This window comes from Candidatus Hamiltonella defensa 5AT (Acyrthosiphon pisum) (assembly GCF_000021705.1).
Taxonomy (GTDB): domain Bacteria; phylum Pseudomonadota; class Gammaproteobacteria; order Enterobacterales; family Enterobacteriaceae; genus Hamiltonella; species Hamiltonella defendens.
The window spans coordinates 12,391-28,355 of record NC_012751.1 but is presented as its reverse complement, the minus strand read 5'-3'; the positions used below and the strand labels follow the sequence as shown (position 1 = coordinate 28,355).

The following is a 15,965-nucleotide window of genomic DNA, read 5'->3' as shown; positions in this document are numbered from 1 at the left end:
CATTCAGATGGGTCTTGCAATCAGATTTCGGGTATCTAACCGCACTTGCGCTAATTGAACTTCAATCATGTCTCCCTGGCGATAAATAATATCTTCATTCTTGTAAACCGTCCCCATTTCAGAATTGAATACAATCTCACTACGGACAGAGTGAATCAAAGAAGCCGGAATAAAAGCGATGGCTCCGTTCTCTAACAACCGAACTCGAAGGCCACCACGAGTCATTTCCATAATTTTTGCGGAAAAATTTTTGTCAGTGCCTGCTATGGGATTGAGATAACGAGCATAGAGCCAGTCGCTGATATCTCGCTCTGCCATTCGATTGGCACGGCGACGCTCTGCAATTAATTCAGAGATATTTTCATCGAGCTTTTTCGCAGATCGATTGGCAATCACCATCTTTAACAACCGGTGATTGACCATATCACTGTATTTACGAATCGGAGAAGTCCAACTCGCATACAGGGGCAAACCCAAACCAAAATGTGGGCCTGGCTCAACACTCAATTCAGAAAATGCCTGTAAACGACGCAGGCGACTTTCAAGCGCTTCATTGCCTAACGAATCCAACTGACGACGTAATTGACAGAAACCTTCTAATGTCAGTAAATCAGCAGGGGGAAATTCGATACCATGGGTTTTGAGTATTTGTGCGGCTTGTTTTACCAAAGCAGGATCAAAGCCCCTATGTACGTTATAAAAACCAAAACCTAAACAATCTCGTAAAATCACCGCGGCACAAATATTAGCCGCAATCATACATTCTTCAACTATACCGTGAGCAATACGCCTTTCGTCAATAATGACATCAAGTACATTCCCATTTTCATTGATCACAAAACGATATTCTGAACGATTTTTAAAGACCAAAGCATGTTGCTGACGCCAATGATGTCTTACGTCGTAGATATGTTTCAGCCATTGAATTTGTTCAGCAATCTCAGTATTGGGCGGCGCCCAATCCCCTTGATTTTCTAGCCAATCAGATACTTTGTTATAAGCCAGCTTTGCTTTTGAGGTGATCCAGGCGCTCGAAAAACGAATATCCTCACCTAAAGCGCCCTCAGGCGTAATGGTGACACGACAAATTAATGCAGGGCGACGCTGATCAGGGCGAAGTGAACAGATATCATCTGCAACTTCGCGTGGCAACATCGGGATATCAAAGCCGGGCAAATAAGTTGTAAAAGCCCTCTGACGAGCCGCCGTATCTAATGGACTATTTTCATCAATATAGGCAGTTGGGTCTGCGATAGCCACCATCAGCATGAAAGAGCCATTGCCCAGATCCGACACACAAAGTGCATCGTCCATATCTTCAGTGGAGGCGTTATCAATAGTAATAAAATTTAAATCCGTTAAATCTTCACGTTCAGATTCGGTTTCATTGAGCGCCAACGGGCACATATCAGGCGGAGTACGTTCAAGATTGTGGCGAGTTAAGGTCACCCACCAAGGCGCGAAATTATCTTCGCCATGAGCAATAAAAGAAGTGATCTCTGCTTTAAAAGCTCGAGCACCCTTCAGAGGATGCTCCCGCATTTCGGCAACGGCCCAATCTCCCTCTTCAAAAGAGTGTGCGATATCAGCAGAGACATAACATGGAATAGCTTCTTTTAATAAAGGATGATCTGGTCTGATCAGCAAAAATGTCCCTCTTTTTTGTACACGACCCACAAAACGGGAGAGGAAAGGTTCCAGCAGCGTTTCCGGTTGAACCATTTCACGATCTCTATCGTTATACAGGCTGCCCTGTACACGATCGCCATGCATGACCTTTTTCATTTGTGGAGGAGGAATGAAATAACTTTTTTGCGCATCGATTTCAAGAAACCCAAAACCTTTTTCGGTTCCTTTAACGATACCTTCAATTTTGGGCGCTGAAACATGAAGTTGTTTTTTTAGCTTTGCAAGTAGAGGATTATTTTGAAACATACTTGTCCAGTGAGTTGTATTATTTTGTAGTGTAATTTGGGTTGACAGTTTTACCGGAATGAAAAGCATACAGCAAGTGAGTCTTGTCATTTAAGACGGGCCTATGTAAGGTTGCGTCGCGTTAAATGATTGGGAGACTCTATCCAAAACAAATCAAATATCTCAATAATCTGGTTGAGCAGGATCATCGAAATGTGAAAAGACGCATACGACTGATGCTATGGGCTTCACTTCTGAGTTAATTCATTCAAACACACAATTTATGATCACTTTAAAAGAATACCAAAAACGACGTCAAAAACTACTGGCAAAGATGTTGCCCAACAGTGTAGCGCTGATTTTTTCTGCTCCTCAGGTCTTTCGAAGCACAGATTCGGAATATCTTTATCGTCAAAACAGTTATTTCAATTATCTTTCAGGTTTTAAGGAGCCAGAAGCCTTATTGGTGTTGATCAAAGAGACTCAAAAAAAAACGAAGTCCATTTTATTGAATCGAGCTCGAGATCCCCTTGCTGAAACTTGGTCTGGCGCTCGCCTGGGTCAAGAATGGGCACCCCAAAAATTGGGAATTGATCACGCATTGCCCTTTGATGAAATAGAAGAACATCTTTATTTATTTTTAAAAAATCAAGAGGTTGTGTATCACGCACAAGGCCAATATGCGTATGCGGATGAAATATTTTTTTCAGCCTGCAAAAAACTACGATTAAAATCACGCCAAAGTTCTAGTGTGCCACACGTGCTGATGGATTGGCGACCCTGTCTTGATGAAATGAGGTTATTGAAATCAAAAGAAGAGATCAATGTATTGCGCAAAGCTTGTGAAATCAGCGCTCAGGCTCATATTCGTGCTATGAAAAAATGTCGTCCAGGCCTCTACGAATATCACCTGGAAAGCGAAATTCAGTACGAATTGAGTCAACGTGGCGCTCGTTTTCCGGCTTATAACAGCATTGTAGCTACTGGCGAAAACGCTTGTATTCTGCATTACACTGAGAATGAATCCAAACTCAATGCAGGGAATTTGGTGTTAATTGATGCGGGCTGCGAATACCAGGGCTATGCGGGGGATATTACAAGGACCTTCCCTGTCAGCGGTCAATTTACCGCTCCACAGAAAGCGTTATATGACATTGTTTTAGCCGCCCAAAATAAAGCCTTGGAGTTATACAAACCAGGTATCAGTATTCATGAGGTCACCCAAGAGGTCACACGTATCATCACAGCAGGTTTAATTAACCTTGGAATATTAAAAGGAAGTTTAAAAAAACTGCATTCTCAAAAAGCCTATAAGCCCTTTTTCATGCATGGATTAAGTCATTGGTTGGGGATGGACGTACATGATGTCGGAGATTATGGCTCTGATGAAAAAAATCGCCCTTTAAAAGAGGGAATGGTATTAACGGTGGAGCCTGGATTATATATTTTTTCGGACGCGAAAGTGCCTGAGCAGTATAGGGGGATCGGCATTCGTATCGAAGACGATATTTTAATCACAAAAACAGGCAATGAAAATTTAACCGCCGCTGTTCCGAAAGATCCCGAACTCATTGAATCTTTGATGTCATCTCAAGAAGCATGATGGGCGTTATTATTGTCGGCGGGGGCATGGTAGGTTCTACCTTAGCTTTGGCTGTGGCATTCCTGACTCGTGGTCAGATTCCCATCAGACTGATAGAAGCTTTTGTGCCAGATCAAAATGCGTCTTTTTCTGATGATAAAAGAGCGATTGCGTTGGCACATGGCACTTGCCAACAGCTTGAAAGATTAGGCATTTGGAAACCACTATCACATGACGCAACGCCTATCACAAACATTCACGTCAGCGATCAAGGTCAGTGTGGTTTTGTTCATCTCAGGGCTCAAGATCATCACATTCCTTTTTTGGGCCAGGTGTTGTCATTAAAGACGGCGCAAAATAGGTTATTTTCTTTATTAAAAAGCACTCCTGGCATTCAGCTTTATTGCCCTGCCCAGGTTTTACAAATATCTCGTACCCAAAAAATGGTGCGCGTTACGTTAAATCATGGTGAAACCTTAGAGGCGCCATTATTGATTGCGGCGGATGGCTCGCATTCTTCGCTTGCTCAAGCCTGCCATATTCAATATCAAAAAAAAGATTACCAGCAATTTGCTGTAACCACTCACATCCGCACAGAAAAAGCGCTGGGAAGTTGTGCTTTTGAACGCTTTACCTCTGAAGGGCCTCTGGCATTGTTACCGATTTCTCAGGAAGAAAGTGCTCTGGTTTGGTGTCATTCTCAGGCTAACCGTTTTTTGGTAGAAGCCTGGAACGATGCTGATTTCCTGCAGCAGTTACAAAATACTTTTGGCTGGCGTCTTGGAAAGATACTGAAAGTAGGGCCACGTTATAGCACGCCACTTTATTTGACGTTTGCCTCCCGGCATATCAGCCATCGCTTGGCATTGGTAGGGAATTCGGCCCAAACTTTGCATCCTGTTTCGGGTCAAGGGTTTAATCTGGGCTTAAGAGATACGATGACTTTGGCTCAAATTTTAGCCGAAGCCGCGGCTAAAGGCGATGATTTGGGAGAATATTCCGTATTAAATCAATATCAAAGGCAGCGGCAAAAAGATCAACAAAATATGATCACCCTGACTGAAGGATTGGTGCATTTATTTTCGAATGCCTTGAAACCATTGGTAGTGGCTCGTCATTTGGGGTTGATGACAATGGAAGAAGGGCCTTTTTTTGCTCAGCTGTTGTCCCGCTCAACTTTAGGCTGGTCTCACCCGAGAGATTGAGGCGACCAGACCCCTTTAGGGAGTGAAACGCGTTGTGCCTGATCTAATAGCGATAAAAAATCGTTTCTGGGGATCTGTTCTGCTCCAAGACAAGCGGTGTGCGCATTTAACACCTGGCAGTCAATCCATTTTCCTCCTTTTTGCGTAAAATAATGCTCAAAAATGATTAAAGCACTTTTAGAAGCATTATCTGCGATGCTGAACATGGATTCACCGCAAAACATCGCCCCTACGGATATGCCATATAATCCCCCCACTAATTTATCCTTCAGCCAAACCTCTACAGAATGGGCTCTACCCAATCGGTGTAGTTGACAATAGGCTTTTACAATATCAGAGCTGATCCAAGTGCATCCCGAGCGTTTTGTAGCACAGGTAGTGATCACATCAGAAAAAGCACAATTCAGGCTAAAGTGGTAAGGGCAACGTCCAGGTCGAATAAAACGTTTCATACTGCGGCTCACATGGCATTTTAAAAGTACGGCGCGAGGATCAGGGGACCACCATAAAATAGGCTCACCCTCGTTGAACCAGGGGAAAATACCGTTTTGATATGCGACTAACAATCTTTCAGGGCTGAGATCTCCACCTGAAGCCAACAACCCATTCGGATCTTTAAGTGCTTTTTCTGGCTTGGGAAAATCAATGATATTTTTTGATAAATTTTTGATAAACATTGGTTTTTAATCATATTCCTTTTTATTTTTAGCCCTGTGAAAAATTTTTGTATTGTTTGGAATGGATTTTTCGAAAGTGATCCCAAGTTCTGATTAATACAATAGAAAAAAAAAAGAAATACTATTATCATCAATCGCATCATTAAATTAAACATGACACAAGATTTCAGCTTCCAAATAGATATATAAAGTTTCTTTATCAAGGTAAAATAACCCTCAATTATAAAAATCAATTTTAACTTATTCAAAAGGAATAAAAATGATCCGAGATGAGAACAAACAAAAAGCATTGGCCGCTGCACTTGCTCAAATTGAAAAACAATTTGGCAAAGGATCTATTATGCGCTTGGGTGAAGACCGTTCAATGGATGTAGAAACGATTTCTACTGGCTCACTTTCGCTTGATATTGCATTGGGGGCAGGCGGGCTTCCTATGGGGCGTATTGTTGAAATTTACGGTCCTGAATCATCAGGGAAAACGACTCTCACTTTACAAGTCATTGCGGCGGCTCAACGTGAAGGAAAAGTGTGTGCATTCATAGATGCAGAACATGCGCTGGATCCTGTTTATGCAAAAAAATTAGGTGTCGATATCGATAATTTACTTTGTTCTCAGCCAGACACGGGGGAACAGGCGTTAGAGATTTGTGATTCGCTCACCCGATCTGGGGCTGTCGATGTGATCATTGTTGATTCTGTGGCGGCCCTAGTGCCCAAAGCTGAAATTGAAGGTGAAATTGGTGATTCTCATATGGGGCTTGCCGCACGCATGATGAGCCAAGCCATGCGTAAATTGGCCGGCAACCTAAAAAATGCCAACACTCTGCTGATTTTTATTAATCAAATTCGGATGAAAATAGGGGTCATGTTTGGCAACCCTGAAACCACGACAGGTGGAAATGCGCTTAAATTTTACGCTTCAGTACGTTTAGATATTCGCCGAGTTGGGGCTATTAAAGAGGGTGAAATGGTCATTGGGAATGACACTCGAGTTAAGGTCGTCAAAAATAAAATTGCCGCCCCTTTTAAACAGGCAGACTTTCAAATTCTTTATGGTGAAGGCATTAATACCCATGGTGAATTGATTGATTTGGGCGTGAAACACCAATTAGTTGAAAAAGCGGGTTCTTGGTATAGCTACAATGGTACTAAAATTGGCCAGGGTAAATCGAATGTCACTGAATATCTAAAAACCAATCCATCCATTGCAGCTGAGCTGGATAAAATATTACGTAATAGATTATTAAACCCAGTGTGTGAAAAAGATAAAACAGATTTGGATCCTTTAGATAAAATCTATCATGAAAATAGTACTGCATTTTAACAAAATACGGGACATCTTAAAACTTTAATCAGTTTTTGAAGATGTCTACTGAACGGAGCTTTCCTTGATGTTGGACATGTTATTAAAATGGTATCGCCGTCATTTTACTGATCCTCAAGTGGTTGCCTTATTAATTATATTAGTCGGGGGGTTTTGTATTCTTTATTTTTTAAGCGGTATTTTAGCGCCCCTTTTAGTCGCTATTGTATTGGCTTACCTTCTTGAATGGCCAACCTCAAAATTACAGGTTCTAGGATGCTCCCGTTTGTGTGCGGTGAGTATTATACAAGCATTATTTGTGGGGGTTGGTTTGTTAGCCATCTTTGTGGTCGTCCCAAATGTTTGGCAACAAGGCATGAATTTAACTTCAGATATGCCGAAAATGCTCAATCAGTTCAATAATTTTTCCAGCACCTTGACGAAACGTTACCCCACGTTGGTTGATGCAGGCATTGTTGACATGATAGCGGACAATCTACGTAATAGACTGGCAGGAGTCGGCGATTCAGTTGTAAAAATCTCTCTTGCTTCACTCATTGGCTTATTGACCCTCGCGATTTATCTGATTGTTGTACCTTTAATGGTTTTCTTTCTATTGAAAGATAAGAAACAAATGCTCAATAACTTTCAGAAAATATTGCCTCGTGATCGCAGCTTGGCTGGAAAAGTTTGGAAAGAGATGAATCAACAAATTACGAACTATATTCGCGGTAAAGTGCTTGAAATGGTGATTGTTGCTGTTGCAACTTATTTGGTTTTTTGGATCCTGGATATGCGTTATTCACTTTTATTAGCAGTGTTGGTCGGTTTTTCCGTACTGATACCCTATATAGGTGCTGTTATTGTCACCATTCCTGTGGTACTGGTGGCTATGTTTCAATGGGGGATAGACGCACATTTTTGGACATTATTGATTGCTTATCTTGTTGTACAGGCCTTAGATAGCAATCTGTTAGTGCCTGTTTTATTTTCAGAGGCAGTTAATTTACATCCATTGATGATCATTTTATCGGTCATCATCTTTGGCGGCCTTTGGGGTTTTTGGGGGGTTTTCTTCGCTATTCCTTTGGCCAGCTTAGTAAAAGCAGTGATTCAGGCTTGGCCCAAAGAGTTGACACCCAAAGTGAAATAGAGAGGGCGCTACATTTAGTGACAGCCCTAATAACTCGTTGATTTAAAGAAAAAGTAAATAAATGATTAGAATGGTCACTAAAAACTGAATATTTCTATAAAAAACATTATAATTCAATTAATTAATTGCTTTTGATTGAAATCATTTATGATGATTTGTTGACAACAATATGAACAAAAAAAGGATTCGTTGTATAATATTAATGCAAAATCCTAAAAGGTAATAGTTTGATTTTTTCATCAATTGGATAAAATATATGAGTATAAAAGTAGGTATTAATGGTTTTGGTCGTATCGGTCGTATTGTGTTTCGCGCCGCTCAAGAACGAACTGATATTGAAGTCGTTGCGATTAACGATTTGTTGAAAGCAGAGTACATGGCTTATATGCTCAAATACGACTCCACTCACGGTCGTTTTAAAGGAACGATCGATGTTGAGGGAAATGATCTTGTCGTAAATAATAAAAAAGTCAGGGTCACTTCAGAACAAAAACCCGAATCCATTAATTGGGGTGCATTAGGAATAGATGTGGTGATAGAAGCCACGGGATTCTTCTTAAAAAAAGAAGAGGCAACCAAGCATCTTAATGCTGGTGCCAAAAAAGTACTTATTAGCGCGCCCCCAAAAGACGACACGCCAATGTTTGTGATGGGCGTTAACCATAATCAATACGCGGGACAAAAAATTGTTTCAAATGCCTCTTGCACAACCAACTGCTTAGCACCTTTGGCAAAGGTTGTTCATGATAAATTCGGTATTATTGAAGGCTTGATGACGACGGTGCATGCAACAACAGCGACACAAAGAACGGTTGATGGCCCTTCTGCTAAAGATTGGCGTGGAGGTCGTGGGGCAGCGCAAAATATCATTCCTTCTTCCACTGGTGCTGCAAAAGCGGTCGGCAAAGTCATCCCTTCTTTAAACGGAAAACTCACAGGCATGGCTTTTCGTGTGCCGACCCCTAATGTATCTGTGGTAGATCTCACTGTTCGTTTAGAAAAGCCTGCATCTTATTCAGAGATCTGTGATGCAATCAAAGCAGCTTCAGAAGGCGAATTAAAAGGCATCCTAGGATATGTGGATGAAGAAGTCGTCTCTACTGATTTCAATGGTGAAAAACTAACCTCAATCTTTGATAAGAAGGCGGGTATAGAACTGAACAATCATTTTGTGAAATTAGTGTCTTGGTATGACAATGAAACAGGGTACTCTAATAAACTGTTAGATTTAGTCGCTCATATAAAGTAGGCACATAATAAGTTCCTTCATACAAGTCGCTTAAACACCCTCATTTCGCAAGCTTTTTATTGATACATAAAAAAACCACCCTTGGGTGGTTTTTCGGCTCTATTACGTTAACTACTTGAGTGGCAATACGACAGACAATAAAGCCTCATCAAAAGATCCCTTTCACCGTCAACCCTCGCCCAATTCGAGCAAAAATAAGTCAGGGCTTAGAACAATCACCTGTGCTACTGACTTCCGGTAAGATGACATTCAGCTCCAAAACCGAAACATCATCTTCCTTTTGCTCAAATTGAACATGAAGCGCGTTGGGATCCAACTGAACATATTTACAAATCACCGCCAAGATATCGCGCTTCATATCAGATAAATAAAGAGGATCTCTGTCACAACAACGACGCTCCCTCACGATAATTTGCAACCGATCTTTCGCAATATTTGCAGCACTGTTTTTTTTATCGGGTGAAAAGAAATCAAAAAAACCCATAGGTTATCCCCCAAAAATGCGTTTTAAAAAACTCTTTTTTTCTTCCTGAACAAATCGAAAATCACGATCTTCCCCCAATAATCGATCCACGGTATCCGAGTATGCTTTAGCTGCATCTGAAGTGAGATCTAGAATGACCGGTTCTCCCTGATTTGAAGCACGTAATACCGATTGATCTTCTGGAATAACACCAATTAATGGGATCCTCAGTATATCCAAGACATCTTCCGTACTTAGCATATCACCCCGAGCCACGCGAGTAGGATTATAACGAGTCAGCAAAAGATGCTCCTTCACGGGTGCTTCGCCTTTTTCACTACGACTCGATTTTGCTGCAAGAATACCTAATATACGATCTGAATCACGAACTGAAGAAACTTCAGGGTTAGTGGTAATGATGGCTTCATCCGCAAAATACAACGCCATCAAAGCGCCCGTTTCAATCCCAGCAGGGGAATCACAAATAATAAAATCAAAATTCATTTTATTGAGCTGTTCAAAAACAGCTGCTACACCTTTTTGTGTCAGTGCATCTTTATCACGAGTTTGTGATGCCGGTAAAATATATAAATTTTCTACACGTTTGTCTTTTATTAATGCCTGATTTAATGTGGCATCATTTTGAATTACATTAATAAAATCATATACAACCCGACGTTCGCATCCCATGATTAAATCAAGATTACGAAGGCCAATATCAAAGTCAATCACAACAGTTTTTTTGCCCTTACTAGCTAACCCCGTTGCGATGGCCGCACTTGATGTCGTTTTGCCAACCCCTCCTTTTCCAGAGGTCACAACAATAACTCGTGCCATAAAATCACTTCCTTAATTAAAAAATTGAATCAAATCGCTTGAAAATTAAAGTTTTATTTAATAAACGCAAGTGAACAGCTTGGCCGAGATATTCAGGAGAAATGTGATCATGCGATACATATTCCCCCGCTATTGCTATTAATTCTGCCGCGCAATGTGTCAAAAAAATCTCGGATTCAATATCACCTGAAGCTCCTGCTAATGCTCGTCCGCCCATGATGCCGTAAACATGGATATTACCATCAGCAATCAATTCAGCACCCGCGCTCACATTGTTGATGACCACTAAGTCACTATTACGAGCATAAATTTGCTGCCCAGAACGTACCAGTGAATGAATAATCTGAGTTTTAGAAAAATCCTTCTTAGGTGAAGGTTCTTTTTTTGAAATCCATTGTTGAGTTTTACCTTCATTCATAAAAGGCAAACCTAAAGCAACTAATGCCTGTTTTTGATTTTCATCTTTGCAACCGCTGATACCAACAAGTTTTAAACCTGTTGAAATTACCGCTTTATGAATTTCATGCCAATTCGCTTCTTTAGATAGGGCAGAAATATTGATGACAACAGGGGCACTTTCAAGAAAATCAGGTGCCTGTTCTATTTTTTTCTGTAAAGCATGACGAATAAGCTCAGGCCGTGAATCCAGTAAATGAATCACCGTTAAAGTAAAGCTGCAACCTTTTAGTTCAATAGAGGATTCTAATAGTTTAATAAGCGGCTTTGACATCTGTCTTAACCCAGTTGATTGTTAAAAAATGCCACTCAATACATCTTGATTTTTTTATTTGATATAAAAACATTCGACAGAAATTGATAAAAAAGATTGATGAATCAATATAATATTTAAATTAAATTTAATTTTTTAAAAAAACATATATTTTTATGTTTAAATTAGATCAATTTAAAGTTTATTTAAATCTGTTATCCATTATATCCAGATAACGCTCGGCATCTAAAGCCACCATGCAACCACTCCCTGCAGAAGTGATAGCTTGTCGATAAATAGGATCCATGACATCTCCCGCTGCAAAAACACCCTCAACAGAAGTTTGAGTGGCATTCCCTGTTAGTCCGCCCTTTACTTTAATGTATCCTTTTTCTAATTCCAGTTGACCTTTAAAGAGCTCCGTGTTCGGGATATGCCCGATCGCAATAAAAACACCTGTCACATCTAATATTTGAAAGACACTCCCGTTCTCAGTGTGAGAAGGCTTTAAACGTACTGCTGTGACGCCCGATAAATCCCCTAAAATTTCATCTAGAATGCTATCTGTATGCAAAATAATATGGCCAGAAGCCACTTTTTTCATTAATCGATCTCGCAGTATTTTTTCAGAACGAAATTCTTGTCGGCGATGAATTAAATGAACTTCACGAGCGATGTTAGCTAAATAAAGCGCTTCTTCTACTGCTGTATTACCTCCTCCAACCACGGCCACTTTTTGATTACGATAAAAAAAACCGTCACAGGTAGCACAGGCAGAAACCCCTTTTCCTTTAAAATCTTCCTCGGATTTGAGACCAAGATAACGAGCCGATGCTCCTGTTGCAATAATCAAAGCATCACAGCTGTATTCTTGATCGTTACCAAACAGATAAAAGGGACGTCGTTATAGATCCACTTTATTAATGTGATCAAACAGAATTTCTGTATTAAATTTTTCTGCATGTTGATGCATCCGCTCCATTAACGTATGCCCGGTTAAAGATTCAGGGGAGCCAGGCCAGTTTTCAACGTCTGTCGTTGTGTTTAATTGTCCTCCCTTTTCCATTCCTGTAATTAAGATGGGCTTTATATTAGCACGAGCCGCATAAATGGCCGCCGTATAACCTGCAGGCCCGGATCCCAGAATAATACATTGATGATGTCTTGAAATATTCACATTTCCCTCTTCTTATTTAAATCATTTTTTTACTAAATGTCAGCTACATCATATCCGAAATTTTTATATTGTGTTATGGACCCATTCGAGAAAACACTTTATATTCATTAACAAAAAAATTGAATCAAATAAAAAAGTATTCATTTTTAAGTAAGCCTAGCCTTTTCGAGGCTGAATCTACCTTTAAAATTTATTTCAAAGTAAGTAAGAGCTCACGAGACTGTTTTATTAAAATTAAGAGGTTTTTTTGGATCAAGAAAAAAATAATATAAAAGAAAATACCCTTTTTATTAAAAAAAAAGGCTTTGAAAGTGTGTTGGCTATTTTATGTATTTTCGCCACTTATTTGATGCTGATATTGTTCAGTTTCGATCCATCGGATCCCAGTTGGTTTCAAACAGCCTGGCATGATTCTGTTCACAATCCAGGAGGTCATGTCGGAGCCTATATAGCAGGACTCTTGTTTTTTATTTTTGGACTTTGTGCTTATGCTTTATCCCCTGTTATTTTTTTATTTTGTGGCACGATCTTTTATGAAAACAAAAATAAAAAATCAAAAAATTATTTCCGTCTTTCATTCCGTTTGATGGGGAGCATATTATTGATATTTGCCTCTTGCTCTCTCATAACCCCTAGTTTTAACGATTTTTATTATTTTTTATCAGGAGGTTTACTGGGGTATGTAGTGAATCATGAGATGTTGTTTCATTTTAATCATTTAACTATCACCATGCTGTTCTTGTTGATCTGGGCACTAGGTGCCACTCTGTTGACAGGTTATTCCTGGTTGCTTCTTGCCGAGAAAATAGGTGTTTATACAATCCGTTTGGTCTTTTTTATTCGCACTCTTTAGTTAAACAACTGAAAGATAAAAGATTGTTGTCCCACCAGTCCACAGTGGTAATCGTGAAGTATTGGTTCCTGCTGATTTGTAAAGCCAATGTAAATTTCAAGTGAAATCGAGTTTTATCTGTATAATGCTTATACTATTTTTTAATTAAAATTTATTTTTTTATAAAAATAAATATCAATATAAATAATAAGGAGAAGATGATCTTGAATGCCATCACTATTAATAATCTTTTTTTGATTGGCTCCATATTGGTGGGAACGAGTATTTTATTAAGTTCCTTATCCTCTCGTCTGGGCATCCCTATTCTGGTTATTTTTCTTGCTATTGGCATGCTGGCAGGGGGAGAAGGTGTGGGAGGTATCGCTTTTGATAATTATCCCATCGCTTATCTGATCAGCAACCTGGCATTAGCAGTTATTTTGCTTGATGGAGGTATGCGAACACGCGCCTCTTCATTTCGTGTAGCACTTTGGCCTGCTTTATCACTTGCCACTGTGGGCGTCATGATCACCACAAGTTTAACGGGTGTTATGGCTGCTTGGCTTTTTCATTTAGATATTATTCAGGGTTTGTTGATAGGAGCCATTATCGGATCTACCGATGCCGCGGCCGTGTTTTCATTATTAGGGGGCAAAGGCCTTAATGAACGTGTGAGTGCCACTCTTGAAATTGAATCCGGCAGTAATGATCCGATGGCGGTTTTTTTGACGATAACTTTAATATCCATGATCTCCAATGGGCAAACTCATTTAGACTGGATGTTTTTAGTTGATTTATTACAGCAATTTGGTCTTGGGATCCTGATAGGCTTAGGAGGAGGAAGGTTATTATTGCTCCTTATTAACCGAATGAACCTTGCTAATGGGCTTTATCCTTTATTAGCGCTGGCAGGAGGACTGGTGACTTTTTCTTTAACGACCTCTATGAATGGCAGCGGAATTTTATCTGTTTATCTTTGTGGTCTGGTGTTGGGGAATCGCCCTATTCGTAACCGTTTCGGTATACTCCATACTTTAGACGGACTGGCATGGTTAAGCCAAATCGGTATGTTTTTAGTATTGGGTTTATTAATCAATCCAACAGATTTAATCACAATTGCGATTCCGGCGTTGCTGTTGTCTCTTTGGATGATTTTGTTTGCCCGCCCTCTTTCTGTTTTTATTGGATTACTTCCTTTTCATAGTTTTAATTTTCGTGAGCGTATTTTTATTTCTTGGGTAGGATTAAGGGGTGCTGTGCCCATTATTCTCGCTGTTTTCCCCATGATGGCAGGGTTGGCGAATGCACATTTATTTTTCAATGTCGCCTTTTTCATTGTGTTAATCTCCTTGTTGGTACAAGGTAGCACTCTTTCGTTTGCTGCACGTAAAACCAAATTAGTGGTACCTCCTCGATTGGCGCCGATTTCCCGTGTTGGATTAGATATCGATATTAACAATGAATGGGAACAATTTACGTATCAGCTCAGTTCGGACCAATGGTGTGTCGGTGCTGCTTTACGTGATTTAGAGATGCCGGAAGGTACCAGAATTTCAGGGCTTTTTCGTGACAAAAATCTGCTTCATCCTACAGGGAGCACCCGTTTGAAGGACGGAGATATTTTATGTGTGATAGGACATGAACGTGATCTCCCTGCTCTGGGTAAGCTTTTCAGTCATACCCCTCGTGTTCAGATTGATGAAAGGTTCTTTGGTGATTTCATTCTTGATGCTGATGCAAAATTAGAAGAAATTTCTCGTATTTATGGATTAAATTTAGAAAAAGTCGCTGACCAACAAAAGAGTTTAGGCGAATTTGTGATCTATTTACTTGAAAAGGAGCCAGTGATAGGTGATCAAATAAATTGGGACGGATTAACCTGGACCATTGCTGAAATGGAATCTCAACGAGTGAGTAAAGTAGGCATAAAAATAATGAGAGATAAAAAAAGATCAAAAATTTCAGATGAATCTACCAAACCGATAAATTAATTCATCATCTATCATCACTGACAAAGAACCCGGCATCCAAACAGATCCCGGGTTTTTTATCGAACGAATTGATAACAAAAAACTTTGGTGCACCCAGGAGGATTCGAACCTCCGACCGCCCGGTTCGTAGCCGGGTACTCTATCCAGCTGAGCTACGGGTGCTAAATAAACTGGCGGTGAGGGAGGGATTCGAACCCTCGATACAGCTTTTAACTATATACTCCCTTAGCAGGGGAGCGCCTTCAGCCTCTCGGCCACCTCACCAGCATTTTGTCAAAAGTATCGATCTTGATTAATCGAAAACTTCCACTAAAAAATAGCTTTTCTTGAAACAACAAGGCTGCACATATTACTTTTTCAAGCTTATAAGTCAAACGGTTTTTCCTGGTTAAGCGAGATTTTAATGATAAAAAAATCTTCGCGCCGATTAAAAATATATCTCATCAAAATTAATCACATTAAAAATATGACTTAATTCCAATTTATTCATTTTCTTACTTGTCACAAGCGTCTTCGTTTTGATACTTTTTTTCATATTTATCATTTCTTTCATTTCTTTCATCTTTTTTATCTGCTTGAATACGGTTGTAAATTTCTTCACGGTGGACAGCGACCTCTTTTGGAGCATTGATACCAATTCGTACTTGGTTACCTTTTACACCTAATACTGTTACTGTAATATTATCTTCAATAATCAGCGTCTCACCAACTCGACGAGTCAGAATAAGCATGTTTTTCTCCTTAAAAATTAAAAAAAATTGCACCTCTTAGCTTCTCGGCTAGATCTATGGTCTACCGTAAAAAATAGCTGATATAGCCACATAACATGTAAGCAACCCATTCAGATTTCTAACTTCAGATTTCTAACTTTGA

Annotated in this window: 12 protein-coding genes, 2 tRNA genes and 3 pseudogenes; 8 read left to right on the top strand and 9 right to left on the bottom strand. The window is 39.8% G+C overall.

Annotation, left to right across the window (positions count from 1 at the left end):
* Nucleotides 1-3: 3 nt before the first annotated feature.
* On the bottom strand, nucleotides 4-1,935 hold the full coding sequence (locus tag HDEF_RS00295; RefSeq protein ID WP_012737769.1) for an exoribonuclease II: 1,932 nt from the start codon (nucleotides 1,933-1,935) through the stop codon (nucleotides 4-6).
* Nucleotides 1,936-2,081: 146 nt separating this feature from the next.
* On the opposite strand from HDEF_RS00295, the pseudogene HDEF_RS12360 reads away from it, so the two are divergent.
* The 3 genes and pseudogenes from HDEF_RS12360 to ubiH all read left to right on the top strand — a co-directional run.
* A pseudogene (locus HDEF_RS12360) lies at nucleotides 2,082-2,156 on the top strand (IS6 family transposase); the annotation flags it as partial.
* A 41-nt stretch (nucleotides 2,157-2,197) separates the two neighbouring features.
* Nucleotides 2,198-3,517, top strand: coding sequence for a Xaa-Pro aminopeptidase (pepP, locus tag HDEF_RS00290; protein WP_171770456.1), 1,320 nt, complete (start codon nucleotides 2,198-2,200; stop codon nucleotides 3,515-3,517).
* Entirely contained in the window at nucleotides 3,517-4,701 is a 1,185-nt protein-coding gene (ubiH, locus tag HDEF_RS00285) for a 2-octaprenyl-6-methoxyphenyl hydroxylase (protein WP_012737768.1), read from the top strand. The genes pepP and ubiH overlap by 1 nt, the downstream gene beginning before the upstream one ends.
* Here ubiH and aat read toward each other — a convergent pair.
* A complete protein-coding gene (gene aat, locus HDEF_RS00280) occupies nucleotides 4,686-5,378 on the bottom strand; it encodes a leucyl/phenylalanyl-tRNA--protein transferase (protein WP_012737767.1) in 693 nt (230 codons plus the stop codon). The two genes, ubiH and aat, sit on opposite strands and share 16 nt — an antisense overlap.
* Before the next feature lie 259 nt (nucleotides 5,379-5,637).
* On the opposite strand from aat, the gene recA reads away from it, so the two are divergent.
* From recA to gap, 3 genes are all read left to right on the top strand, one after another.
* Nucleotides 5,638-6,702: a recombinase RecA gene (gene recA / locus HDEF_RS00275; RefSeq protein ID WP_012737766.1), complete on the top strand. Its 1,065-nt coding sequence runs from the start codon at nucleotides 5,638-5,640 to the stop codon at nucleotides 6,700-6,702.
* Between the two features lie 67 nt (nucleotides 6,703-6,769).
* Nucleotides 6,770-7,834, top strand: a complete 1,065-nt coding sequence (locus HDEF_RS00270; RefSeq protein WP_012737765.1) for an AI-2E family transporter — start codon at nucleotides 6,770-6,772, stop codon at nucleotides 7,832-7,834.
* Between the two features lie 256 nt (nucleotides 7,835-8,090).
* A complete protein-coding gene (gene gap, locus HDEF_RS00265; protein ID WP_012737764.1) occupies nucleotides 8,091-9,083 on the top strand; it encodes a type I glyceraldehyde-3-phosphate dehydrogenase in 993 nt (330 codons plus the stop codon).
* A gap of 199 nt (nucleotides 9,084-9,282) precedes the next feature.
* Here gap and minE read toward each other — a convergent pair whose 3' ends face one another.
* The 4 genes and pseudogenes from minE to trxB form a co-directional block, all read right to left on the bottom strand.
* Nucleotides 9,283-9,567, bottom strand: coding sequence for a cell division topological specificity factor MinE (gene minE, locus HDEF_RS00260; protein WP_012737763.1), 285 nt, complete (start codon nucleotides 9,565-9,567; stop codon nucleotides 9,283-9,285).
* A gap of 3 nt (nucleotides 9,568-9,570) precedes the next feature.
* Nucleotides 9,571-10,383, bottom strand: coding sequence for a septum site-determining protein MinD (minD, locus tag HDEF_RS00255; RefSeq protein ID WP_012737762.1), 813 nt, complete (start codon nucleotides 10,381-10,383; stop codon nucleotides 9,571-9,573).
* A 16-nt stretch (nucleotides 10,384-10,399) separates the two neighbouring features.
* Entirely contained in the window at nucleotides 10,400-11,113 is a 714-nt protein-coding gene (gene minC / locus HDEF_RS00250) for a septum site-determining protein MinC (protein WP_012737761.1), read from the bottom strand.
* Between the two features lie 181 nt (nucleotides 11,114-11,294).
* Nucleotides 11,295-12,269: pseudogene (gene trxB, locus HDEF_RS00245) on the bottom strand (thioredoxin-disulfide reductase).
* A 247-nt stretch (nucleotides 12,270-12,516) separates the two neighbouring features.
* Between trxB and HDEF_RS00240 the strand changes: the two are divergent.
* Together HDEF_RS00240 and HDEF_RS00235 are read left to right on the top strand one after the other, a co-directional pair.
* Entirely contained in the window at nucleotides 12,517-13,122 is a 606-nt protein-coding gene (locus HDEF_RS00240; protein ID WP_012737759.1) for a DNA translocase FtsK 4TM domain-containing protein, read from the top strand.
* 203 nt (nucleotides 13,123-13,325) lie between these two features.
* A complete protein-coding gene (locus HDEF_RS00235) occupies nucleotides 13,326-15,092 on the top strand; it encodes a potassium/proton antiporter (protein ID WP_044612421.1) in 1,767 nt (588 codons plus the stop codon).
* Nucleotides 15,093-15,177: 85 nt separating this feature from the next.
* On the opposite strand, the gene HDEF_RS00230 is transcribed toward HDEF_RS00235, so the two are convergent.
* From HDEF_RS00230 to csrA, 3 genes and pseudogenes are all read right to left on the bottom strand, one after another.
* Nucleotides 15,178-15,254, bottom strand: a tRNA-Arg gene (locus HDEF_RS00230).
* A gap of 9 nt (nucleotides 15,255-15,263) precedes the next feature.
* Nucleotides 15,264-15,356: transfer RNA gene (locus HDEF_RS00225), tRNA-Ser, on the bottom strand.
* 293 nt (nucleotides 15,357-15,649) lie between these two features.
* Nucleotides 15,650-15,823 (bottom strand): annotated as a pseudogene (gene csrA / locus HDEF_RS00220) (carbon storage regulator CsrA); the annotation flags it as partial.
* Nucleotides 15,824-15,965: the final 142 nt, after the last annotated feature.

What these genes read in the sequence shown, in the direction of transcription:
- HDEF_RS00295 (WP_012737769.1), bottom strand. Translation starts at nt 1,935, where the DNA reads ATGTTTCAAAATAATCCTCTACTTGCAAAGCTAAAAAAACAACTTCAT.
- pepP (WP_171770456.1), top strand. Translation starts at nt 2,198, where the DNA reads ATGATCACTTTAAAAGAATACCAAAAACGACGTCAAAAACTACTGGCA.
- ubiH (WP_012737768.1), top strand. Translation starts at nt 3,517, where the DNA reads ATGGGCGTTATTATTGTCGGCGGGGGCATGGTAGGTTCTACCTTAGCT.
- aat (WP_012737767.1), bottom strand. Translation starts at nt 5,378, where the DNA reads ATGTTTATCAAAAATTTATCAAAAAATATCATTGATTTTCCCAAGCCA.
- recA (WP_012737766.1), top strand. Translation starts at nt 5,638, where the DNA reads ATGATCCGAGATGAGAACAAACAAAAAGCATTGGCCGCTGCACTTGCT.
- HDEF_RS00270 (WP_012737765.1), top strand. Translation starts at nt 6,770, where the DNA reads ATGTTGGACATGTTATTAAAATGGTATCGCCGTCATTTTACTGATCCT.
- gap (WP_012737764.1), top strand. Translation starts at nt 8,091, where the DNA reads ATGAGTATAAAAGTAGGTATTAATGGTTTTGGTCGTATCGGTCGTATT.
- minE (WP_012737763.1), bottom strand. Translation starts at nt 9,567, where the DNA reads ATGGGTTTTTTTGATTTCTTTTCACCCGATAAAAAAAACAGTGCTGCA.
- minD (WP_012737762.1), bottom strand. Translation starts at nt 10,383, where the DNA reads ATGGCACGAGTTATTGTTGTGACCTCTGGAAAAGGAGGGGTTGGCAAA.
- minC (WP_012737761.1), bottom strand. Translation starts at nt 11,113, where the DNA reads ATGTCAAAGCCGCTTATTAAACTATTAGAATCCTCTATTGAACTAAAA.